Origin of the sequence: Micromonospora sp. NPDC049645, from assembly GCF_040675155.1 — a bacterium.
Classification (GTDB): domain Bacteria; phylum Actinomycetota; class Actinomycetes; order Mycobacteriales; family Micromonosporaceae; genus Micromonospora.
The window spans coordinates 361438-382732 of record NZ_JBFAOI010000006.1 but is presented as its reverse complement, the minus strand read 5'-3'; the positions used below and the strand labels follow the sequence as shown (position 1 = coordinate 382732).

Here is a 21295-nt window from a genome sequence, read left to right as displayed (position 1 = left end):
GCAAGCGGTTCCGCCTATCGAAACGCCACACCCACCCGCCGGATTCCCGCCCGGTGAGCGTCGAACCTTTGCCGCCTCTCGCCCGTACCAGTGGGCGGAGGTCACCCCCATGCCCGTACGTCGGCTCCTTGCCACGGTGCTGGTCGCTGCCGCGACCGTGCCGCTGGCCGCGACCCCCGCCGCCGCCCACGGTGCCCCGACCGACCCGGTCAGCCGCGCGGCGGCCTGCGGACCCGAGGGCAGGTACGCGGCCACCAGCGCCTGCCGGGCGGCGATCCGGGCCGGCGCGGCGGTGCGCGAATGGGACAACGTCCGCGTGGCCGCGATCAACGGGCGAGACCGGGAGCGGATCCCGGACGGTGAGCTGTGCAGCGGCGGGCTGTCCGCGTACCGAGGGTTGGACCTGCCCCGGACCGACTGGCCGAGCACCGACCTGACCACCGGCGCGACGTTCACTTTCAGGTACCGGACCACCATCGAGCACCGGGGCACCTTCCGGCTCTACGTCACCAAACCCGACTACGACCCCAGCAAGAAGCTGACCTGGGCGGATCTGGAGTCACGCCCATTTCTGACGCTGACCGACCCGCCGGTGCGGGCCGGGGCGTACCAGCTGGCGGGCCGGCTGCCGGCGGGCCGCAGCGGCCGGCACCTGATCTACACGATCTGGCAGAACTCCAACACCCCGGACACCTACTACTCCTGCTCGGACGTGGTGTTCCGGGGCGCCAAGGCCACCGCGACCCCGACGAAGGCCGCCGCGCCGAAGAGCGCGCCGCGTACCCCGGCGAGTGGGCCGGCCACCACCGAGCCGGCGCTCGCGACGGCGGCCGACCCCGGCGTGCCGGTGGCCTCGGTGACCGACCTCGACGGCCGGTGGCCGGTGCTGGCCGGCGCGGCCGTCGTGCTGGTCCTGGCGCTGCTGGTCGGCGCCGGACGGCGACGCCGCAGCGCGGTCGCGCCGGTGGGCCGGCAGTGCGAGGTGCGCAACCACCGGGCCGGGCGGCGCCGGATCTGGTGACCCGGCCCGCCCGGGGCCCGGAGGCGGTCAGCCCAGGTGCCGCTCGATCTCGGCCAACTCCTCGGCCGTGAAGTCGAGGTTGTCCAGCGCGGCGATGTTCGTCTCCAACTGCTGCACGCTGCTCGCCCCGATGATGAGGCTGGTCATCCGTGGGTCGCGCAACGCCCAGGCCAGCGCGAGTTGGGCGAGCGACTGGCCGCGCCCCTCGGCGACCGCGCCGAGCCCACGGATGGTGGCCATCTTCTCCTCGCTGAGGTCGCTCTCGTTGAGGAAGACGCTGGTGCGGACCCGCGAGTCGGCCGGGATGCCGCCCAGGTAGCGGTCGGTCAGCAGGCCCTGGGCCAACGGGCTGTACGCGATGCAGCCCGCGCCGACCTGCTCCAGCGTGTCGAGCAGGCCGTCGGACTCGGTCCAGCGGTTGAGCATCGAGTACGACGGCTGGTTGATCAGCAGCGGCGTACCCAGCTCGCGCAGGATCGTGGCGGCCCGCGTGGTCTGCTCCGAGTTGTAGTTCGAGATGCCGACGTAGAGAGCCTTGCCGGAGCGGACGATGGCGTCGAGCGCGCCCATCGTCTCCTCCAGCGGGGTGTCCGGGTCGAACCGGTGCGAGTAGAAGATGTCGACGTAGTCCAGCCCCATCCGGCCCAGCGACTGGTCCAGCGACGAGATCAGGTTCTTGCGCGAGCCCCACTCGCCGTACGGGCCGGGCCACATCAGGTACCCGGCCTTGCTGGAGATGACCAGCTCGTCGCGGTACGACTTCAGGTCGGTGGCGAGCATCCGGCCGAAGTTCTCCTCCGCCGAACCGGGCGGCGGGCCGTAGTTGTTGGCCAGGTCGAAGTGGGTGACACCCAGGTCGAAGGCGCGCCGCACGATGTCGCGCTGCCGTTCGAACGGGCGATCGGGGCCGAAGTTGTGCCACAGCCCGAGCGAGACGGCGGGCAGCCGCAGGCCACTGCGTCCGCTGCGCCGATAGGTCATGGTGTCGTAGCGGTCATCCGCGGCGAGGTAAGTCACGATCATGAGCCTAGCTCCGGCCCGCGTCGGCGGGGATCGGGCGTGTGAAACCGGGACATCGGGGTAGTTTCGACCCGGCACCGGACGTGCTGTGACGCCTGCGATCGCTACGTGCCCGGCTCTCCGCCAACCAATCCGAAAGTGAGCACAGTGGACGACATCACCGCACTGATCCTGGACGACCACGCCGCCTTCCGGCGCGGCTTCGCCCGCCTCGACGACGCCCGCGACGAGCAGGAGATGCTCGCCATCTGGGACGCCCTCGCCCTGCACCTGGACATCCACGCCGAGGCGGAGGAGGCAATCCTCTACCCGCACCTGGTGAAGCACGGCGACGACGGCGAGGACGAGACCGCCGACGCGATCGGCGACCATAACAAGATCCGCGACGCCATCGCCGAGGCGAAACTGCACCCGGTCGGCTCGGACCAGTGGTGGGAGGCGGTCGGCACCGCCCGCCGGGAGAACAGCGAGCACCTCGCCGAGGAGGAGGACGAGGCGCTGCCCGACTTCCGCCGGCACGCCAGCACCGAACTCCGCGCCGAGCTGGGTCGACGCTGGCTGACCTTCTACGGCGAACACAAGAACGGCCGCAACCTGCCGTTCCGCGACAAGGACCCGCAGCAGTACGTCGCCGACCACCGCTGAGATCTCCCCGGCACGGGGGAGTCGTCGGGACCGGTCGGGGCAGCAGAATGACGGGGTGACCCTCCGCGCGGCGTTGGCCCCGCTGGTCGCCGGCAGCACCTGGCGACGCGGCGTGTTCCTGCTGCTCGGCGGCGTGCTGGCGCTGCCGTACGGGCTCCTCGCGGTGACCTTCGCCCAGCTGCTCGCCGACTCGGCGATCCCCCGCCCGCTGGTGTACGCCCTGCTGGTCATCGCGGTACTGATCGCCGTGGTGCCGTTGCTGCTGGACGGCAGTCGGGCGTTGGAGATCGCCGCCGTTCGGGCTCTGCTCGGTGTCGACCTGCCCGAACCCGCGCCGGGGCACCACGGCGACCGGGAGACCCGGCTGCGCAGCGCCCTCTGGATCGCCACCCACCTCATCATCGGCGCGCTGGTGATGCTCGCGCTGTTCAGCGCCCTGCCGATGGCGTTGGCGTTCATCGCTCAGCAGTTCGGCATCGGCGAGGAGCTGACCAGCCGGGAACGCTTCGGGCCACTGGACGGGCAGGACAGCGGCTGGCTCACCGTGACCGGGGTGCTCCTGCTGGTGGGCCTCGGCTACGCCGTCGCGGGGCTCGGCGCGCTCGCCGGCTCCATGGCGCCGGTGCTGCTCGGCCCCGCCCAGGCGGAACGGATCGCCGCCCTGGAGGCACGGGCCACCCGGCTCGCCGAACGCAACCGGCTGGCCCGGGAGCTGCACGACTCGGTCGGCCACGCGCTGACCGTGGCCACCCTCCAGGCCGGGGCCGCCCGCGAGGTCCTCGACACCGACCCGGAGTTCGTCCGGCGGGCGCTCACCGCCATCGAGGACGTCGGGCGTAACGCGATGGACGACCTCGACCACGTACTCGGGCTGCTCCGGGAGAACGGGCACGACCGGCCCGTGGTGGCGCCGCAGCGTACCCTCGCCGACCTGGACCGACTCGTCACCGACGCCCGCGCGGCCGGCCTGGCGGTGCACGCGCATCGCGCCGGCGACCCGACCCGGGTGCCCGCCGTGGTGTCCCGGGAGGGCTACCGGATCGTCCAGGAAGGACTCACCAACGCGGCCCGGCACGGCCACGGGCCGGTGACGGTACGCCTGGACCTGCACCCGGACGCGCTGGAGCTGGAGCTGATCAACGCGGTGAGCCACCCCGAACGGGCCCGGTTGGGGCGGGGCGGTCGAGGTCTGGACGGCATGCGGGAGCGGGTGCTGCTGCTCGGCGGTCGACTCACCGTCGGTCCGGACGGCGACCGCTGGCTGATCCGGGCCCGCCTGCCCTACGAGGAGACCCGATGACCACCGGCGTGCTCATCGTCGACGACGACGAGCTGATCCGGATCGGGCTACGGGCCATCATCGACGCCCAGCCCGACCTGCGCGTACTCGCCGAGGCCGCCGACGGGGCCGAGGTGCCGCCGCTGGTCGCCCGGCACCGGCCCGACGTGGTGCTGATGGACGTGCGGATGCCCGGCATCGACGGCATCCAGGCCACCCGACACCTGCTGGCCACGTCGGCCGACCCGCCCCGGGTGCTGGTGGTCACCACGTTCGCCAACGACGAGTACGTCTACGAGGCGCTGCGCGCGGGCGCCTCCGGCTTCCTGCTCAAACGGGCCCGGCCCGCCGAGGTGGTGGAAGCGGTCCGGGTGGTCGCGGCGGGCGAGTCGCTGCTCTTCCCGGCCGCGATCCGCCAGTTGGTCGGGGCGTACGGGCCGGCCGGCGGTGACCAACTGCGCAACGCCCGACTCACCGAACGGGAGGCCGAGGTGCTGCGGCTGATGACCACCGGCCGATCCAACCCGGAGATCGCCGCGCACCTCGTGGTCGGGGTGGAGACGGTCAAGACGCACGTCGGCAACGTGCTGGCGAAACTGGGCGTCCGCGACCGCACCCAGGCGGTCATCGCCGCCTACGAGTCAGGCTTCGTCACCCCGTCCAGCTGATCGGTCCCTCCGCCGGGGGAGCGGGTTCACCACCGGCCGGGAGGGCACCGGACGCCCGCCGGTCGAGGCTGAGAGCATGACAACGATCACTGCCCGCCGACCCCGTACCGACTCCCGCTGGCCGGACCGGCTCGCCCCACTGGCCGCCGGTTGGCTCGGTCTGTGGGGCGTACTAGCCCTGCTCGGGACGCTCACCGGCGCCGGCTACCCGTTCGGCCCGAACGACCCGCACGGTGGCGACGTCAGCCTGCTGCGCCTCGTGCCGGTCGAGCTGGCCACCCCGCTCTTCGCCGGCGTGCTGCTCACCGCCGCGGTGGCCGCCCTCGCCATGAGCCGCCCGGCGATACGCCCACCCGGCCCGCTGCGGGCGCTGCTGATCGGCTACGGCTGGGCGGTGGCGTTCGTGCTCACCGTGGTCGTCCCCGACTCCCGCGTCCTGATCATCCTCGGCTACCTGCCGATACTCATCGTCGGGTTGCCGTTCGGCTGGCCGCCGGTCGACTACGCCGAGGTGTTCACCTGGGCACTGTTCGCCCGGTTCGCCGCGCTGGCCGGCGGTCTGCTGCTGGCCGGGGCGGTGCTCGCCTGGCAGCGCCGTACCGCCGGGGCCTGCGTCGGCTGCGGTCGCGACGACACCGACGGGGGGTGGAACACCCCGGCCGCCGCCACGCGCTGGGGCCGGTGGGCCGCCGGCATCGCCGCGGCCATTCCATTGACGTACGCGTCGACCCGGTTCGCCTGGGCGGCCGGCATCCCGCTCGGCATCTCCCGCGAGTTCCTGACCGAGATGCAGGACACCGGGCTGGTCTGGGCCGGGTTCGGGCTGGGCGCGTTCGCCACCGTCGGCGCGATCCTCACCCTCGGCCTGGTGCAGCGCTGGGGCGAGCGTTTCCCGCGCTGGATGCTCGGGTTGCCGGCCGTCGGGTGCCGGTGAAGCTGGCCGTGGTGCCGGCCACCCTGGTCGCCATCGCCGTGACCGCGGCCTCGCTGGGGCTGCTCAGCAACCCCGAGTTCTGGCGGCTGACCGGCGGGATCAGCATGACCGGAGCGCCGATGCTGCTCTGGCCGCTGTGGGGCGCGGCGCTCGGCGCGGCCACCCACGCGTACCACCTGCGCCGCCGTGGCACCTGCCGGCGGTGCGATCGGGGCTGAGGGCGGTAGCGGGGGTGCTCCCCGATGCTCGGGGCGCCCCCGCGAATGTGAGCTAGCGTGGGTCGGGTGACTGCGCCTACCCCGGTAATCCCGGTTCCACCGGCCGACCTGCCCGGCACGCTCGGCGCGCTGCGGGCGGCCGGTCACCAGTACCGCACCGTCAAGCAGGAACTCCGCGACAACCTCCTCGCCCGGATGCGTTCCGGCGAGACCCGTTTCCCCGGCATCGTCGGTTACGACGACACCGTGCTGCCCGAGGTCGAGCGGGCCCTGCTCGCCGGGCACGACATGGTGCTGCTCGGTGAGCGTGGCCAGGGCAAGACCCGACTGATCCGCGCGCTGGGCGCGTTGCTCGACGAGTGGACCCCCGTGCTGCCCGGCTCGGTGCTCAACGAGCACCCGATGCACCCGCTCACCCCGGCGTCCCGCGCCCAGGTCGCCGAGGCCGGCGACGAACTGCCGATCGGCTGGCTGCACCGCTCGATGCGGTACGGCGAGAAGTTGGCCACCCCGGACACCAGCGTCGGCGACCTGATCGGTGACGTCGACCCGATCCGGATCGCCCAGGGGCGTACCCTCGGCGACCCGGAGACCATCCACTTCGGGTTGGTGCCGCGCACCAACCGGGGCATCTTCGCCGTCAACGAGCTGCCCGACCTCGCCGAGCGCATCCAGGTGGCGCTGCTCAACGTGCTTGAGGAGCGGGACATCCAGGTTCGCGGTTACCAGCTGCGGCTTCCGCTGGACCTGTTGCTGGTGGCCAGCGCCAACCCGGAGGACTACACCAACCGGGGCCGGATCATCACCCCGCTGAAGGACCGCTTCGGCGCGGAGATCCGCACCCACTACCCGGTCGAGCTGGAGCTGGAGCTGGCGCTGATCCGGCAGGAGGCCGACCTGGTCGCCGACGTGCCGGCGCACGTGCTGGAGGTGCTGGCCCGGTTCGCCCGTGCCGTCCGGGAGTCGCCCTCGGTGGACCCGCGTTCCGGTGTCTCCGCCCGATTCGCCATCGCCGCCGCCGAGACGGTCGCCGGCGCCGCGCTGCGCCGCGCCGGCCTGCTCGCCGCCTCCCACCCCTCGGAGGGACGCCCCGAGGCCGCCGTCGCCCGCGTCGGCGACGCGGTGTCGGTGACCAGCACCCTGCGCGGCAAGGTCGAGTTCGAGAGCGGCGAGGAGGGCCGGGAGACCGAGGTACTCGCCCATCTGTTGCGTACCGCGACCGCCGAGACGTTCCGGGCCCACCTCGCCGGGCTGGACCTGTCCGGGTTCACCGCCCTGGTCGAGGACGGCACCGCGATCGAGACCGGCGAGTTGGTCAGCGCCGCCGAGCTGCTGCGCCAGGTCGGCACCGTGCCCGGGTTGGCGAAGGTCCTCGACCGGCTCGGCCTGGGCGACGCGCCCACGTCGGAGGAGGCCGCCGCCGCCGTCGAGTTCGTGCTGGAAGGGCTGCACCTGACCCGCCGGCTCGGCAAGGACGTCACCGACTCGGGGCGCACCGTCTACGGCGGCCGGGGCTGACCGTGGCCGGCAACCGGTTCCGTTACGGGCAGTGGAACGGCGGGCCCGACCCGCTCGCACCTCCGTACGACGTGCGCGAGGCGGTGGACGCGGTCGGTGCCGAGGTGCTGGCCGGTGGCAGCCTGCGGGAGGCGCTGCGCGACCTGCTGCGCCGTGGTCCGCAGGGGCGGGGTGGCCTGGACGACCTGGCCGCCCGCGCTCGGCGGCTGCGCCGCGAGGCGATGCGCAGGGGTGACCTGGACGGCCCGGTGACCAGGGCGCAGGCCCTGCTCGACCAGGCCCTCGCCGCCGAGCGGGACGAGCTGCGGGGGCGCGACGACGACGGCGCGCGGTTCGCCGAGGCGGTGCTCGACAACCTGCCCCGTTCGACCGCGCGGGCGGTGCAGGAGCTGTCCGGCTACCAGTGGGCCAGCGACGACGCCCGCCGCTCGTACCAGCAGATTCTCGACCAACTCCGGGACGACGTGCTCGGTCAGCGCTTCGCCGGGCTGCGGGACGCGGTGCGCGCCTCCGCCGACCCGGCCGCCCAGCAGCGGCTTGCCGAGATGATGGGCGACCTGAACGACCTGCTGGCCCGGCACGGTCGCGCGGAGGACACCACCGACGCGTTCGCCGAGTTCATGCGCCGACACGGCGAGTTCTTCCCGGAGCAGCCGGAGACCGTCGACGAGCTGATCGACGTGCTGGCCCGCCGTGCGGCGGCCGGGGAGCGGCTGATGAGATCGCTTTCCGACCGCCAGCGCGAGGAGTTGGCCGGCCTCATGCAGCAGTCGCTCGGCGACCGCCTCGCGGGGGAGTTGTCGGCGCTCGACGCGAACCTGCGGGCGCTGCGACCCGATCTGCGCTGGGGGCGGGGCGAGCGGGTTCGCGGCGACCAGCCGCTGGACTATGCCGACGCGGCCGGCGCGCTGGGTGAGATCGGCGAGCTGGACGACCTGCTGGACCAGCTCGACCAGGAACACCCGGGGGCGACCCTCGACGACGTGGACGTCGACGCGGTGGCTCGTACGCTGGGCCGGGACGCGGCCGACGACGTTCGCCGGCTGCGCGATCTGGAGCGGGAGCTACGCCGCCAGGGCTGGGTGAGTCGGGACGCGGAGGGGCTCACGCTGAGCCCGAAGGCGCTGCGCCGGCTCGGTGGGACGGCGCTGCGGCGGGTCTTCGCCGAGCTGACCGCCGGGCCGCGCGGCCAGCACGACCTGCGCTCGGCCGGTGCGGCGGGCGAGGTGAGCGGCGCGTCCCGACCCTGGCAGTACGGCGACGAGCAGCCGTTGGACGTGGTCCGAACGCTGACCCGGGCGGTCAGCCGGGCCGGCCCCACGGTTCCGGTGCAGCTCGCGGTGGACGACTTCGAGGTGGTGGAGACCGAGAAACGGGCCTCAGCCGCGGTGGTGCTCTGCGTCGACCTGTCGTACTCGATGATCTCGCAGGGTCGTTGGGGTCCGATGAAGCAGACCGCGCTGGCGCTGGCACATCTCATGGAGACGCGCTTCCCGCAGGACGCCCTGCAGATCGTGGGCTTCGGCCGGGAGGCGATGACGCTCACCCAGCAGGAGTTGGCGGCCGTGGAGCCGGACATGGAGCAGGGCACCAACCTCCAGCACGCGCTGCGGTTGGCGGGTCGGCACCTGCGCCGGCACCCGGACGCCGAGCCGGTGGTGCTGGTGGTCACCGACGGCGAGCCGACCGCCCATCTGGACCCGGACGACGGGGAGGCCCTGTTCCACTGGCCGCCGCTACCCGAAACCATCGAGGCGACGGTCCGCGAGGTGGACCGGCTCAGTCGCTACGGCGCCACCCTCAACCTCTTCATGCTCGGCGACGACCCGGGCCTGCGGCGCTTCGTCGACGCGGTGGCCCGCCGCAGCCGTGGCCGGATGTTCACCCCGGACACCGACGACCTGGGCGAGTACGTGGTCAGCGACTACCTCCGCTCCCGCCAATCCCGCCGCTAACCCCCGCCGGGGCGGGTTGACTGGGGGAATGGAGAGCGGGGGATTGCGGCGGGCTTACGGTGCCCTGTTCGCGGAGGTGGACGCTGGTGGGTTCGGTCCGGCACCGGAGGGGCAGCTCAGCGCCGAGCAGATCGTCGCGCATCTGGTCGCCAACGACGAGTTGATGATCCAGGCCACCGAGGCGTTGCTGGCCGGGTCGCCGTTCGCCTACTACGAGTTGGAAGAGGACATACACCGTCCGCAGCTCGACGCGTTGGCCGCCGAGCAGGGTGGTCTGCGTGGCCTGACCGCGCTGCTGCACGGCACCAGCGACCGGCTGTGCGGGTTGGTCGACCAGCTCGGTCTCGCGGCGGACACTCCGGTCGAGACGCACCTGCGCGAAGGCTTCGACCTCGTCGTGGACGAGCCGCTGCCCTGGTCCCGCACCCTGGACCTGCACACCCGGGTGCACCTGCCCAAGCATCAGTCCCAACTGCACCTCCTCCGCTCCTGAGCCCCCGGCTCGTGCGCTGCCCGGCCCGTTGGCTGCTCGGCTCGCTGGGCCGCCTGGGCCTGCTGGGCCGCGCCCCGCGGGGCTGTGAGCCGCTGGGCCGTGAATCCGCTGGGCCGTGAGGCCCGCTGGCTGCGAGGCCCGCTGGGCCGATTCGGTTACGGCCGCTCTCCGGCGTGGTGGACTTCCGGCGTCCTGGTCTAACGAGCGATATACCTGTGGGTCATAAATATGACTCACAGGTATATCGCTTATCGCGGTGATGCCTCCCGCGACCACCCGTCTCATGCCCGTTCCCGTGTTGGACCTGGCGGCAGGGTCGGCAGCCTCAGACGCCCGGGTCTGCGGCTGCGCGCGGCGGCCAGCCCTGCGGTCGGCAGCCTGCGGGGACCGGGCGAGCGGTGCGGGCCTGCCAGGGCGGGCGTGCGAGGGCGGGCCGTCTGTTGGTGCGGGGCCGGTCGTTGGGTGGGTGTGCGCGGCCGGGCGTGTGGTGGCGGGGCTTGTGGTGGGCGGGGTGTGTGGTGGCGGGACGTGGGACGGGAGGGTGATCGCGCTGGCGGATCAGGTTTCGATCAGCTCGGGGCGGGGGTGGAAGGTACGGCGGTAGGTGGACGGGGCCACGCCGATGCGCTGGTGGAGTTGCTGGCGTAGGGCCGCGGTGGTGCCGAAACCCGAGCGGTGGGCGATCTGGTCGACGGTGAGGTCGGTCGTCTCCAGCAGCAGTCTCGCGTGGTCGGTGCGCTGTTGCAGCAGCCACTGGGCAGGGCTCAGGCCGGTCTCCGACCGGAACCGGCGCGTGAAGGTGCGCACGCTCATCCGCGCCTGCTCGGCCAGGTCGCGGAGGGCGATCGGCTCGTGCAGCCGCTGCCGCGCCCACTCCCGGGCGCCCGCCGTGCTGGTGTCGTTGGCCTTCGGCACCGGTTGCTCGATGTACTGCGCCTGGCCGCCGTCGCGCCACGGTGGCATCACGCAGCGGCGCGCCGCCCGATTGGCCACCTCGCTGCCGTGGTCGAGGCGGATGACGTGCAGGCAAAGGTCGATACCGGCGGCGACGCCAGCCGAGGTGAGGACCCGGTCGTCGGCGATGAAGAGCACCCCCGGGTCGAGGTCCACCCGCCCGTGCAGGTGGCGGAACCGTTCCGCGTACGCCCAGTGGGTGGTCGCCCGCCGCCCGACGAGGAGCCCGGCGGCGGCGAGCACGAACGCCCCGGTGCAGATCGACATGATCCGGGCGCCCCGCTCGTACGCCGCCCGCAGCGCCTCGGTCACCTCCGGCTCGACGGTCCCCGAGGTCAACGGACTGCCACCGTGGATACCCGCGACGATCACCGTGTCGGCGGTGTCGAACAGCTCCAGACCATGGTCGGGGACCACCTGGAAGCCGGCGGTGCTGCGGACCGGCTGCCCGCCCGGGGTGCACACCCGGACGTCGTAGAAGGGGGTCCCGTCGGCGGCCCGGGCGGTGCTGAAGACCTGGGAGGGGGTGCCGAGGTCCAGGCCGACCACCTGGTGCAGGGCGAGTACGGCGATCCGGTGCGGACGAACGGTCATGGCCCGATTATTGCGCATGATGGCTTTCCGGCCACTCGTCGAGGTGAACGGCCGAACCCAGACTTGTCGCGTGACCAAGAACCGCCGTCTCCATCCCGCCTGGCTGGTCGCCGCCGTCGCCTTCGTGGCGCTGGTCGGCGCGGCCGGCTTCCGCGCCACCCCGTCGGTGCTGCTGCACCCACTGCACGAGGAGTTCGGCTGGCCGTTGGCCACGATCTCCGCGGCCGTCTCGGTCAATCTGCTGCTCTACGGGCTCACCGCGCCGTTCGCGGCTGCCCTGATGGATCGGTTCGGCATCCGCCGGGTGGTCTCGGTGGCGCTGCTGCTGGTCGCCGCGGGCAGCGGGTTGACGGTCTTCATGACCGCCAGTTGGCAGCTCCTGCTCTGCTGGGGCGTCCTGGTGGGGCTGGGCACCGGCTCGATGGCGCTGGCGTTCGTGGCCACCGTCACCGGGCGCTGGTTCGTCCACCGACGGGGCCTGGTCACCGGCGTGCTGACCGCCGGCGGCGCGGCCGGACAGTTGGTGTTCCTGCCACTGATCGCCATCCTGGTCCGCGACCACGGCTGGCGTACCGCCGCGCTCGTGGTCGCCGGGGCGGCGCTGGCGGTCGTACCCCTGGTGGTGTGGCTGCTGCGCGAGCACCCGGCGGATCTCGGCCTGCCCGCCTACGGGGCGACCGAGGTCGTCGCGGCGCCGCCGGCCACCGGCGGCGCGGCGGCCCGGGCGCTCGGCGCCCTGTCGACCGCGGCCCGGACCCGGCCGTTCTGGCTGCTGGCCGGAGGGTTCGCGATCTGCGGCGCGACCACCAACGGCCTGGTCGGTACGCACTTCGTGCCGGCCGCGCACGACCACGGCATGCCCCAGACCACTGCGGCCAGCCTGCTCGCCCTGGTGGGGCTCTTCGACATCGTCGGCACGATCGCCTCCGGCTGGCTCACCGACCGGGTGGACAGCCGGTTGCTGCTCGGCATGTACTACGCGCTGCGCGGGGCGTCCCTGCTGGTGCTGCCCAGCCTGTTCTCCGGCAGCGCCGAGCCGAGCATGCTGGTGTTCATCGTGTTCTACGGCCTGGACTGGGTGGCCACCGTGCCGCCGACGGTGGCGCTGTGCCGGGAGTACTTCGGCGGCGCCGGAGCGGTGGTGTTCGGCTGGGTGTTCGCCGCGCACCAGTTCGGCGCGGCGGTCGCCGCGACCGGCGCGGGGCTGGTCCGGGACCGGCTGGGCGACTACGCGATGGCCTGGTACGTGGCGGGCGCGCTGTCGATCGGCGCCGCGGGGCTGTCGTTGCTGCTGCGCCGACGACCGGGCCAACCGGTGCCGCAGGCCGTGCTGGCCGCCGCGACCGCGCCGAAGGCGTGGAGCTTCCGGGGCTGAGCCACGACGTGTCGGCCGGTCAGCCCAGGGTCCACTGCTGGGCCGGCCGGCCGTCGCAGGGGCGCTGCCGGATGTCCTCGCCGGCCTCCACGGCGTCGTCGTCGGGCTGGGCGCACTTGCCGCTGTGCGCGGCCACCAGCAGCACAGTGCCGTTGCCGGCCGCGCCGAAGCGCCACTGCTGATTGGCCTCGCCGTGGCACGGGAACTGCTGCAACCGCGCGCCGTCGTCCCGGCTGCCGCCCTCGACGTCGAGGCACTGCCCGTACGCGCCGTTGGTCACGGTCAGCACGTCCGTGCCGGCGGGGCTTACCACCCACTGCTGCTCCGGCCCGCCGGTGCACACGGCCAACTCGGCTTCGGCCTTCTCCCCGTCGCCGTTGAGGCCCAGGCAGAGGCCCGAGGCGGCGCGCAGCACCCGGGGCCCGGTCGGCGGGGCGGCCGGGGTGCTGGCTGACGGGGTCGGCGACGGCTCGGCCGGGGTGGTCGGGGTGGTCGGGCTCGGCTCGCCGGCCGGGTCGCTGGGCTGGGCCGCGCTGGAGGGCGTACCGACCGACGCCGGCACGGCCGGCTCGTCGTCACCGTCGAACAGCCCGGTGGCGAAGACGACCCCCAGGAGTACGCCGACGACCCCGACCGCCGCCGCGATCCGCAGCAGTGGGTCGGCCAGCGGCCCGGGGCGGGATGCCGGTCGACCGCCGTAGACGGTGCCGGCGGGGTCGGGGCGTTCCTCGGGCGTGGACATACGCGCCATCCTCACCCACGACGTCGCGCCGGAGCCAGCCCGGTGGTGCGGTGGGTGCCGAGGTTCAGCGGGTGGGTTGTGGGTCGGTCACGTCGGCCACGGTGGCGTCGAGGGCGGCGATCGCGGTGTCGGCGTCCACCGCGATGGCGAGACCGCGCTCGCCGGCACCGAGCGTGATCTCCCGGCCGCGCAGCCGCTCGTCGGCGATCACCGGCCAGGCCGTGCTCGCGCCGAACGGGGTGATGGTGCCGCGTTCGTAGCCGGTGGCGGCCAGGGCGCCCGCCGCGTCGGGCATGGAGAGCCGCTGCACCCCGAGCAGGGCGCGCAGCTTGGGCCAGGAGATGACCCGGTCGCCGGGGGTGAGGACGAACAGGTGATCCCCTTCACTCCGACGGACCACGATCGTCTTGACCACATCGGGGACGGCCACTCCCCGGGCGGCGGCGGCCTCCGCGAGACTGCCGACCGCACCATGGCTGACCAGCCGATATGGCAATTCGGCGGCATCCAGGGCGGCGATCGCTGGCGATGGCATGACCGCCACGGTAACCGGCGGGCCGGCCGCCGTGCGGGAAACTGCCACCGTTGACGTCCCACGGTTTGCGGACGGCGAGCGTAAGGTGATCACATGCGCGCTGAGCGTGTGGATCACCAAATTGACCATGATCAAGCGGTGGACACGCTGCGGCGGTCGTACGCCGCGGTGCCCACGGGCGAGCCTGTCCGGCTGGCCAAACGCACCTCCAACCTGTTCCGCCCCCGGTCCGCTCCCCGGACTCCGGGGCTCGACGTGAGTGGCCTGAACGGCGTGCTGTCGGTCGACCCGACCGGCCGCACCGCCGACGTGCAGGGCATGTGCACCTATGAGGACCTGGTCGACGCGACGCTGCCGCACGGGCTGATGCCGCTGGTGGTGCCGCAGTTGCGCACCATCACGCTGGGCGGCGCGGTCACCGGCCTCGGGATCGAGTCGACCTCGTTCCGCAACGGACTGCCGCACGAGTCGGTCCGGGAGCTGGACGTGCTCACCGGCTCCGGCGAGATCGTCACCGCCCGACCCGACGGCGAGCACGCCGACCTGTTCAGCGCGTTCCCGAACTCGCTGGGCAGCCTCGGTTACGCCACCCGGCTGCGCATCGAGCTGCAACCGATCGGCCGGTACGTGGCGTTACGCAACGTCCGGTTCACCCAACTGGAGGCGCTCACCGACGCGATCGCCGAGGTGAGCGCGACCCGGTCCTGGGCCGGCGAGCCGGTCGACGCGATGGACGGGGTGATGTTCAGCCCCGGCGAGGCGTACCTGGTGTTCGCCACGTTCACCGACGCCGCCGACCCGCCCAGCGACTACACCGGTCAGGCGATCTACTACCGGTCGCTGCGCCAACGCACCCGCGACGTGCTCACCGCGCACGACTACCTGTGGCGCTGGGACACCGACTGGTTCTGGTGCTCGGCGGCGTTCGGCGCGCAGCACCCGGTCGTACGCAGGCTCTGGCCGGCGCGCTACCGGCGCAGCGACTTCTACCACCGACTGGTCCGGTTGGAGCATCGCCACCAGGTGGCGGCCCGGATCGACCGGCTGCGCGGGCAACCGGCCCGGGAGCGGGTCGTGCAGGACGTGGAGATCCCGCTGGACCGTACGGCCGACTTCCTGCGCTGGTTCGCCGGCGCGGTGGGAATGAACCCGGTGTGGTTGTGCCCGTTGCGACTGCGTGAGCCGGCGGGGCCCGGTTCGGCGCGGTCCTGGCCGCTGTATCCACTCCGGCCAGGGCAGGACTACGTGAACATCGGGTTCTGGGGGAGCGTGCCGATCGCGCCGGGCGCCGCCGACGGCGACGTCAACCGCACGATCGAACGCAGGGTGTCGGAGTCGGGCGGGCACAAGTCGCTCTACTCCGACGCGTACTACGACCGGGACGCCTTCGATCGCCTGTACGGCGGCGACACGTGGCGCGCGGTGAAAGACCGCTACGACCCGGACCAGCGGCTGACGGGACTGTACGAAAAGGCGGTAGCACGAGCATGAGCCTGACCGACAGAGATCAAGGGGCGGCGAGCGTCCCCGCCACCCCACCGGCGGGGGGCCGGCAGACGGGTCCGACCGTCGCGGATGTCATCCGCGCGGTCACCGCGGGGCCGTTGCCGGTGCGGATAACCGGGTACGACGGCAGCGCCGTCGGCCCGTCCGACGCCGGCATCACCCTGGCCATCCGTTCCGAGCGTGGGCTGTCGTACCTGCTCACCGCGCCCGGCGACCTGGGCATGGCCCGCGCGTACGTGAGCGGCGACCTGGCGTTGCAGGGGGTGCACCCGGGTGACCCGTACGAGGCGTTGCGGGTACTCAAGGACGAGCTGCGGTTGCGCCCACCGGCGCTGGCCGAGGGGCTGGCGTTGGTCCGTGGGCTGGGCTGGGAGCGGCTGATGCCGCCGCCGGCGCCGCCGCAGGAGGCGCAGCCCCGCTGGAAGCGGGTGATGAACGGGCTGCGGCACTCGCGGGTGCGCGACAGCACGGCCATCTCGCACCACTACGACGTCTCCAACGCCTTCTACGAGAAGGTGCTCGGCCCGTCGATGACGTACACGTGCGCGGTTTTCCGGTCTCCGGACGACACCCTGGAGCAGGCCCAGGCGGCGAAGTACGACCTGGTCGCCGGCAAGCTGGCGCTCAAGAAGGGGATGCGGCTGCTGGACGTCGGGTGCGGCTGGGGCGGCATGGTGCGCCACGCCGCCCGCGAGTACGGCGTCAAGGCGCTCGGGGTGACCCTGTCGAAGGCGCAGGCGCAGTGGGCGCAGGCCGCGATCGAGCGGGAGGGGTTGACCGAGCTGGCGGAGGTGCGACACCTGGACTACCGGGACGCGCCGGCCGAGCAGTTCGACGCCATCTCCTCGATCGGGTTGACCGAGCACATCGGGGTGCGCAACTACCCGGCGTACTTCGGGGCGCTGCGCAATCGACTGCGGCAGGGTGGGCGGCTGCTCAACCACTGCATCACCCGCGCGGACAATCGGGCACCGCACCGCTCCGGGGCGTTCATCGACCGGTACGTCTTCCCCGACGGTGAGCTGGCCGGTCCGGGTCGGTTGATCAGCGAGGTGCACGACGCCGGGCTCGAGGTGCACCACGAGGAGAACCTGCGCCAGCACTACGCGCTGACGCTTGCCGCCTGGTGCCGCAACCTGGTGGAGCACTGGGACTTCTGCGTCTCCGAGGTGGGCGCGGGCACCGCCCGGGTGTGGGGGCTGTACATGGCCGGGTCGCGGATGGCGTTCGAACGCAACGGCATCCAGCTGCACCAGGTGTTGGCCACACACAACGGCCCGAACGGCGTGAGTGGCTACCCGTTGCGGCCGGACTGGTTGCCCTGACCATCTGCTGAACGCCGCCTGAAGCCGCGTCGAGAAAGTCGGCGCGGCTTCTCGCGAAGCCATTGACAAAGAAGTTTTGTACGTACAAACTGATTTTGCCATGAGAGAGATCCTGTACCTGGAGCAGATCGAGCAGGCCGAGGTCCTGCTCAAGCCGCAGCGTGTCGAGGTGCTGCGGCAGCTGGCCGAGCCGCGCACCTGCACCGAGGTCGCGGCCCGACTCGACCAGACGCCGCAGCGCGTCTACTACCACGTCAAGCAGCTCGTCGCGGCCGGCCTGGTCGAGCTGGTCAACGAGCGCAAGGTCCGCGGCATCACCGAGGGCATCTACCAGGCCGCCGCCCGGTCCTACTGGCTGTCCCCGCGGCTGGTCGGCCGGATCGGCCTGCGCCGGGCCCGCGACGAGCTGAGCCTGGGCTACCTGCTCGACCTGATGGAGGAGGTCCAGGCCGACATCGCCGGTCTGGACCGGGCAGCACCCGAGCTGCCCTCGATCGGGGTCTCCGGCGAGATCCGGGTGCCGGCCGAGCAGCGCCAGCAGTTCCTGCACGACCTGCAAACCGCACTTCAGGACCTGTTCACCCGCTACGGCGGCAGCGAAGGAGATGCCTTCAAGCTGGCCGTCGCCTGCTATCCGAAAGGGAACGACAATGAGTGAACCGATGAAGGTGCAGGCCCGTCTCTCCGCGCCCGTGGGGCGCGTTCGGCAGGCCCTGACCGACCCGGCCGAGCTGCGCGTCTGGCTGGCCGAGCACGCCGAGGTCGAGCTGCCCCAGCGGTACGAGTTCTGGGGCCGCTACACGCCCGAGGGCGATGCCCCGCACCAGCGGCTGCTGCACGCCGACGACGACACGCTGCGCTTCAGCTGGCTGCTCGACGGGGTGGAGACCACCACCGAGTTCCAGCTGACCGCCGAGGGCACCGACAGCACCGTGCTGACGCTGACCCAGAGCCACTTCGACTTCGCCGAGGCGATGAGTGGCTCCAGCATCCGGGGTGTGCTCCAGACGTACTGGTCACTGGCCGTCGCCAACCTGGCCGCCCACCTGGAGGGCCGGTCGCTGCTGCCACGCACCGACTTCACCTCGGCCGACCTGCGCGGTGAGCTGGTCATCGCGGCCCCCGCCGACAAGGTGTGGGAGTCGCTCACCAACTCCGAGCAGGCCAGCGCCTGGTTCGGCTACCCGATCGGCATCGAGCCCTGGGTCGGCGGCCGGTACGCGATGGGCGGGTTCGACGCCGGCTACGCCGCCAAGGTCGTCGACCTGGAGCCCGGCCGGAAGATGTCCGTCGACTGGGGACCGGTCGGCGTCACGAGCTGGGAGCTGGCCGAATCCGGTGGCCGTACCACGCTGACCTTCGTGCAGAGCGGCTTCGACGAGACCAACCCTCCGTACGCGGCCTGGAGCGGAACGGTCTCCGGGCTGGGCGAGCTGCGCCGATTCCACGAGGTGCCGAACTGGCAGCCGATCTGGCTCCCCGCCGAGGTCCCCGGTCTGGAGCCCTCGACGGCCAGCTGACCGTCGCACCCTGATTGTCGCACCGTGATCGTGCTCGATCAGGGATGTGGTGGCCTCGTTCATCCCGGAGGCCACCACATCCAGGGTCGAGCACGATCTCGTTGGGTGGGCGGGATGGTTGTGCCGATCCGCTGGTGAGATGTGGTGACTTTTCGCGGTGGAGTGGGTACTGGCGGGCGATGTTCTTTATCTTTGGTCTGCGTACCAAGGTCGACCGGTCCGGTGTCGTGCAGCAGGTCTGCCGCCACTGCGGCAACCAGGCCGCGCAGGTGATCACCCGCCGTTCGACCAAGTTCACCCTGTTCTTCATTCCGCTCATTCCGATCCGCACCCGGTACGCGCAGCAGTGCACGTTCTGCGGCGCCGAGTACGAGGTCTCCAAGTCCGACGCCGAGCGCCTCCCGGTCGGCTGAACCGACGATGGAACGTTTCCTCTGCTGGCTGATCGGCCGACCAACGTCGTCGGTCGACGTGGCAGTGCACACCGTTGCCCGCCCGCCCTGCACCCCCGGCCGGCGCGGACGTCGCCGCGCACGCCGCCCGTTGGCCGGGACCTCGCTGCCCCGCTCCCCCTGGAACCGGTCCGCGGGCCGTTGACCCCCGGGCCGAAACCGGCGGCCGGGGCCGGGGTGCACGTTCGGCCCTGGCGGCTCATCTGAGCGCTGGTTAGGCTTTCGGGGTTTGCCGTGGACCGGTCCTGTCGAGGGTGCACGCACGACGAAAGAGCCGGAGCGAGCGTGTCCCGTCAGGACGGAAAGCAGGCTGCGGGGGCGCTCAACCCCGCCGGTGCGTTCGTCGCGGCTGCGGTCATCCTGCTGGAGGCGGGCTGGCTGATCGCCGCGTTGCCCGGTGCCGCGCTGGTCAGTGACGTCGGCGCGATGCTGGTCGCCGGCTGGGCGACGCTCGCGTGCGTCGGGGTGGCCCGTCGGCATCCGGCGCCGCTGCGCCGGTTCTGGACGCTGCTCGCCGTCACCATGGCGCTCGCCGCGTTCGGTCGGGTGATCTGGACGGTGCAACGCCTCGTCGGTGGCGATCTGCCGCACACGCCGGTGGTCGGGGTGGTCTTCACCGCCGGCATCCTCGCCGGCACCGCCGCGCTGCTCAGCTCGCCGTCCGCGCCACGGACCGCGGTCGGGCGGGCCCGTACGTTGCTGGACGGGGTGATCGTCGCCCTGGCCCTGGTGCCGATCGGGTGGGTGCTGGTCTTCCGTGGGGTCGCCGCCGCCGAGCTGGCCGATCCGGCGCGCACGCTGGGGCTGCTCTTCCCGATGTTCGACCTGATGCAGCTCACCATCCTGGTCGCGGTCTCCGGCCCGGCCCGGCCGATGTGGCGCCCGATGAGCGTCCTCGCGGCGAGCCTCACCCTGCGGGTCGTCGCCGATGTCGTCTACGTGTCGCTGGTCGCCCGCGCCGACTACGCCGCCGGTCACCCGATCGACCTGTGCTGGCCGTTGAGCTACCTGCTGATCGGCCTGGCCACCCGGAGGCCGCCGCCACCGGACTGCGACGGCACCGACGACAGCGCCGATTCACCGCTGCCGCCCTGGTGGCGGGTGGCGTTGCCGTACCTGCCGGTGGGTGGGGCGATCATCGCGGTGGTGCTGGCCCGTCGGCCCACCGGGCAGACCCCGCAGCTGGTCTTCGTGACCATGATGGTGTTGCTGGCGGCCCTCGCCGTACGCCAGGGCTTGGCCGCCAACGAGAACCTCCGGTTGGTGGCCCGACTGCGCCGGCTCGCGTACGGTGACCAGCTCACCGGGTTGCCCAACCGGCTGTTGTTCAACCGGCGATTGCGCACCGCCCTGCGCGACGGCCGACCGGTGGCGGTGCTGCTGCTCGACCTGGACGGGTTCAAGCAGGTCAACGACCGGTTCGGGCACGCCACCGGCGACGCCCTGCTGACCGGTCTGGCGGCCCGGATGCACACGGCCGTGGACGACGACGGCACCATCGCGCGGCTCGGCGGTGACGAGTTCGCGGTGCTGGTCGACGGCGACCGGCCGGTGTCACCCGAACGGTTGGCCGAGCGGCTGCTGGACGCGTTGCGGCCCTCCGACGACGAGGAGGACGTGGGGGTGCACCCGTCGGCGAGCATCGGCATCGCCGAGTTCGGCCCGCAGCACGCCTCCCACACCGACCTGCTCCGCGACGCCGACATCGCCATGTACGCAGCCAAGGCGGCCGGGAAGTCCGCGTACCGGACGTGCACTCCGGCGCTGCGCGAGTCGGCTGTCTCCCGCGCCGAGTTGATCGCCGACCTGCGCCGCGCGGTCGACGAGGATCAGTTGCACCTGGAGTTCCAGCCCATCGTCGACCTGGACAGCGGTGCGGTACGCAGCGCCGAGGCGCTGGTGCGGTGGCGGCACCCCCGGTTGGGGATGTTGCCGCCGGCGAGGTTCCTGCCGTTGGCCGAGGAGACCGGGTTGATCCTGCCGATCGACCGCTGGGTGATCCACGAGGCGTGCCGGGCCGCCGCGACCTGGCGGGGCCGGGCGCCGGAGGCGACCGTCGCGGTGAACATCGCGGCGGCGCACCTGCGCCGGCCGGACCTGATCGCCACGGTGACCGCGGCCACCAGCGCCGCCGGGCTGGCACCCCGGGCGTTGACGTTGGAGTTGACCGAGTCGGCGCTGATCGAGGGCACCGACGCGGTGCTGGAACGGCTGCACCAGCTTCGCGAGTTGGGCATCAGGATCGCCATCGACGACTTCGGCACCGGCTACTCGTCGTTGAGCTACCTGCACCGCATCCCGGCCACCGAGCTGAAGATCGACCGGTCGTTCGTGGCCCGCCTGGGCACCGACGACCGGGCGTACGCCACGGTGGAGATGGTCACCCGACTGGCCGGCGCGTTCGACCTGGCGGTGGTCGCCGAGGGGGTGGAGACCGAGCGCCAGCACGACGCGGTGAGCGCGATCGGCTGCCCACGCGGCCAGGGCTATCTGTACGGGCGGCCGGACGGCCCGGCCATGGTGGGCCAGAATCGGAGTTGA

Annotated in this window: 20 protein-coding genes; 16 read left to right on the top strand and 4 right to left on the bottom strand. The window is 72.5% G+C overall.

Features of this window, described 5'->3' with window-relative positions; translation table 11 throughout:
* Positions 1–109: 109 nt before the first annotated feature.
* Positions 110–1021, top strand: a complete 912-nt coding sequence (locus tag AB0J33_RS17295) for a lytic polysaccharide monooxygenase (protein WP_363614581.1) — start codon at positions 110–112, stop codon at positions 1019–1021.
* A gap of 27 nt (positions 1022–1048) precedes the next feature.
* Here the strand turns inward: AB0J33_RS17295 and mgrA are convergent, their stop codons facing one another.
* Positions 1049–2044 carry an L-glyceraldehyde 3-phosphate reductase gene (gene mgrA, locus AB0J33_RS17290; RefSeq protein ID WP_363614579.1) on the bottom strand — a complete coding sequence of 332 codons (996 nt, stop codon included), beginning with the start codon at positions 2042–2044 and terminating at the stop codon, positions 1049–1051.
* A 135-nt stretch (positions 2045–2179) separates the two neighbouring features.
* Here mgrA and AB0J33_RS17285 point away from each other — a divergent pair, with 135 nt between their 5' ends.
* The 8 genes from AB0J33_RS17285 to AB0J33_RS17250 all read left to right on the top strand — a co-directional run bounded on the left by AB0J33_RS17285 (position 2180) and on the right by AB0J33_RS17250 (position 9751).
* Positions 2180–2686 carry a hemerythrin domain-containing protein gene (locus tag AB0J33_RS17285; protein ID WP_363614577.1) on the top strand — a complete coding sequence of 169 codons (507 nt, stop codon included), beginning with the start codon at positions 2180–2182 and terminating at the stop codon, positions 2684–2686.
* A gap of 55 nt (positions 2687–2741) precedes the next feature.
* Complete coding sequence (locus AB0J33_RS17280; protein ID WP_363614575.1) at positions 2742–3986, top strand: histidine kinase; 1245 nt, start codon at positions 2742–2744, stop codon at positions 3984–3986.
* The gene (locus tag AB0J33_RS17275; protein ID WP_363614573.1) at positions 3983–4633 is read left to right on the top strand and encodes a response regulator transcription factor; all 651 of its coding nucleotides are present in this window, start codon (positions 3983–3985) and stop codon (positions 4631–4633) included. Before AB0J33_RS17280 ends, AB0J33_RS17275 begins: the two co-directional genes overlap by 4 nt.
* A 76-nt stretch (positions 4634–4709) precedes the next feature.
* On the top strand, positions 4710–5567 hold the full coding sequence (locus AB0J33_RS17270) for a hypothetical protein (protein WP_363614571.1): 858 nt from the start codon (positions 4710–4712) through the stop codon (positions 5565–5567).
* On the top strand, positions 5558–5785 hold the full coding sequence (locus AB0J33_RS17265) for a hypothetical protein (protein ID WP_363614569.1): 228 nt from the start codon (positions 5558–5560) through the stop codon (positions 5783–5785). Before AB0J33_RS17270 ends, AB0J33_RS17265 begins: the two co-directional genes overlap by 10 nt.
* Positions 5786–5842: 57 nt before the next feature.
* Positions 5843–7303 (top strand): sigma 54-interacting transcriptional regulator, encoded by a 1461-nt coding sequence (locus AB0J33_RS17260; protein WP_363614567.1) that lies wholly within the window; start codon positions 5843–5845, stop codon positions 7301–7303.
* A gap of 2 nt (positions 7304–7305) precedes the next feature.
* Positions 7306–9258 carry a VWA domain-containing protein gene (locus AB0J33_RS17255; RefSeq protein WP_363614565.1) on the top strand — a complete coding sequence of 651 codons (1953 nt, stop codon included), beginning with the start codon at positions 7306–7308 and terminating at the stop codon, positions 9256–9258.
* A 28-nt stretch (positions 9259–9286) separates the two neighbouring features.
* Positions 9287–9751 carry a hypothetical protein gene (locus AB0J33_RS17250; RefSeq protein ID WP_363614563.1) on the top strand — a complete coding sequence of 155 codons (465 nt, stop codon included), beginning with the start codon at positions 9287–9289 and terminating at the stop codon, positions 9749–9751.
* A 558-nt stretch (positions 9752–10309) separates the two neighbouring features.
* On the opposite strand, the gene AB0J33_RS17245 is transcribed toward AB0J33_RS17250, so the two are convergent.
* A complete protein-coding gene (locus AB0J33_RS17245) occupies positions 10310–11317 on the bottom strand; it encodes a helix-turn-helix domain-containing protein (RefSeq protein WP_363614561.1) in 1008 nt (335 codons plus the stop codon).
* 52 nt (positions 11318–11369) lie between these two features.
* Between AB0J33_RS17245 and AB0J33_RS17240 the strand changes: the two genes are divergently transcribed.
* Positions 11370–12674, top strand: a complete 1305-nt coding sequence (locus AB0J33_RS17240; protein WP_363614559.1) for an MFS transporter — start codon at positions 11370–11372, stop codon at positions 12672–12674.
* A 19-nt stretch (positions 12675–12693) separates the two neighbouring features.
* Here the strand turns inward: AB0J33_RS17240 and AB0J33_RS17235 are convergent, their stop codons facing one another.
* Together AB0J33_RS17235 and AB0J33_RS17230 are read right to left on the bottom strand one after the other, a co-directional pair.
* Complete coding sequence (locus AB0J33_RS17235) at positions 12694–13416, bottom strand: RICIN domain-containing protein (protein ID WP_363614557.1); 723 nt, start codon at positions 13414–13416, stop codon at positions 12694–12696.
* Positions 13417–13480: 64 nt separating this feature from the next.
* On the bottom strand, positions 13481–13951 hold the full coding sequence (locus tag AB0J33_RS17230; RefSeq protein WP_363614555.1) for a YbaK/EbsC family protein: 471 nt from the start codon (positions 13949–13951) through the stop codon (positions 13481–13483).
* A gap of 93 nt (positions 13952–14044) precedes the next feature.
* On the opposite strand from AB0J33_RS17230, the gene AB0J33_RS17225 reads away from it, so the two are divergent.
* The 6 genes from AB0J33_RS17225 to AB0J33_RS17200 all read left to right on the top strand — a co-directional run bounded on the left by AB0J33_RS17225 (position 14045) and on the right by AB0J33_RS17200 (position 21295).
* On the top strand, positions 14045–15442 hold the full coding sequence (locus AB0J33_RS17225; protein WP_363614553.1) for an FAD-binding oxidoreductase: 1398 nt from the start codon (positions 14045–14047) through the stop codon (positions 15440–15442).
* Positions 15439–16782 carry a class I SAM-dependent methyltransferase gene (locus tag AB0J33_RS17220; protein ID WP_363614551.1) on the top strand — a complete coding sequence of 448 codons (1344 nt, stop codon included), beginning with the start codon at positions 15439–15441 and terminating at the stop codon, positions 16780–16782. The genes AB0J33_RS17225 and AB0J33_RS17220 overlap by 4 nt, the downstream gene beginning before the upstream one ends.
* 100 nt (positions 16783–16882) lie before the next feature.
* The gene (locus tag AB0J33_RS17215) at positions 16883–17440 is read left to right on the top strand and encodes a helix-turn-helix domain-containing protein (RefSeq protein ID WP_363614549.1); all 558 of its coding nucleotides are present in this window, start codon (positions 16883–16885) and stop codon (positions 17438–17440) included.
* The gene (locus AB0J33_RS17210) at positions 17433–18302 is read left to right on the top strand and encodes an SRPBCC family protein (protein ID WP_363614547.1); all 870 of its coding nucleotides are present in this window, start codon (positions 17433–17435) and stop codon (positions 18300–18302) included. Before AB0J33_RS17215 ends, AB0J33_RS17210 begins: the two co-directional genes overlap by 8 nt.
* A gap of 179 nt (positions 18303–18481) precedes the next feature.
* Entirely contained in the window at positions 18482–18715 is a 234-nt protein-coding gene (locus AB0J33_RS17205; RefSeq protein ID WP_363614545.1) for a zinc-ribbon domain-containing protein, read from the top strand.
* Positions 18716–19039: 324 nt separating this feature from the next.
* Entirely contained in the window at positions 19040–21295 is a 2256-nt protein-coding gene (locus AB0J33_RS17200) for an EAL domain-containing protein (RefSeq protein WP_363614543.1), read from the top strand.

Bases quoted from the DNA above. Each gene is read 5' to 3' on its own strand.
- AB0J33_RS17210 (WP_363614547.1), top strand. From the start codon at position 17,433: ATGAGTGAACCGATGAAGGTGCAGGCCCGTCTCTCCGCGCCCGTGGGG.
- AB0J33_RS17245 (WP_363614561.1), bottom strand. From the start codon at position 11,317: ATGCGCAATAATCGGGCCATGACCGTTCGTCCGCACCGGATCGCCGTA.
- AB0J33_RS17220 (WP_363614551.1), top strand. From the start codon at position 15,439: ATGAGCCTGACCGACAGAGATCAAGGGGCGGCGAGCGTCCCCGCCACC.
- AB0J33_RS17225 (WP_363614553.1), top strand. From the start codon at position 14,045: ATGCGCGCTGAGCGTGTGGATCACCAAATTGACCATGATCAAGCGGTG.
- AB0J33_RS17235 (WP_363614557.1), bottom strand. From the start codon at position 13,416: ATGTCCACGCCCGAGGAACGCCCCGACCCCGCCGGCACCGTCTACGGC.
- AB0J33_RS17215 (WP_363614549.1), top strand. From the start codon at position 16,883: ATGAGAGAGATCCTGTACCTGGAGCAGATCGAGCAGGCCGAGGTCCTG.
- AB0J33_RS17250 (WP_363614563.1), top strand. From the start codon at position 9,287: ATGGAGAGCGGGGGATTGCGGCGGGCTTACGGTGCCCTGTTCGCGGAG.
- AB0J33_RS17270 (WP_363614571.1), top strand. From the start codon at position 4,710: ATGACAACGATCACTGCCCGCCGACCCCGTACCGACTCCCGCTGGCCG.
- AB0J33_RS17230 (WP_363614555.1), bottom strand. From the start codon at position 13,951: ATGCCATCGCCAGCGATCGCCGCCCTGGATGCCGCCGAATTGCCATAT.
- mgrA (WP_363614579.1), bottom strand. From the start codon at position 2,044: ATGATCGTGACTTACCTCGCCGCGGATGACCGCTACGACACCATGACC.
- AB0J33_RS17275 (WP_363614573.1), top strand. From the start codon at position 3,983: ATGACCACCGGCGTGCTCATCGTCGACGACGACGAGCTGATCCGGATC.
- AB0J33_RS17205 (WP_363614545.1), top strand. From the start codon at position 18,482: ATGTTCTTTATCTTTGGTCTGCGTACCAAGGTCGACCGGTCCGGTGTC.
- AB0J33_RS17295 (WP_363614581.1), top strand. From the start codon at position 110: ATGCCCGTACGTCGGCTCCTTGCCACGGTGCTGGTCGCTGCCGCGACC.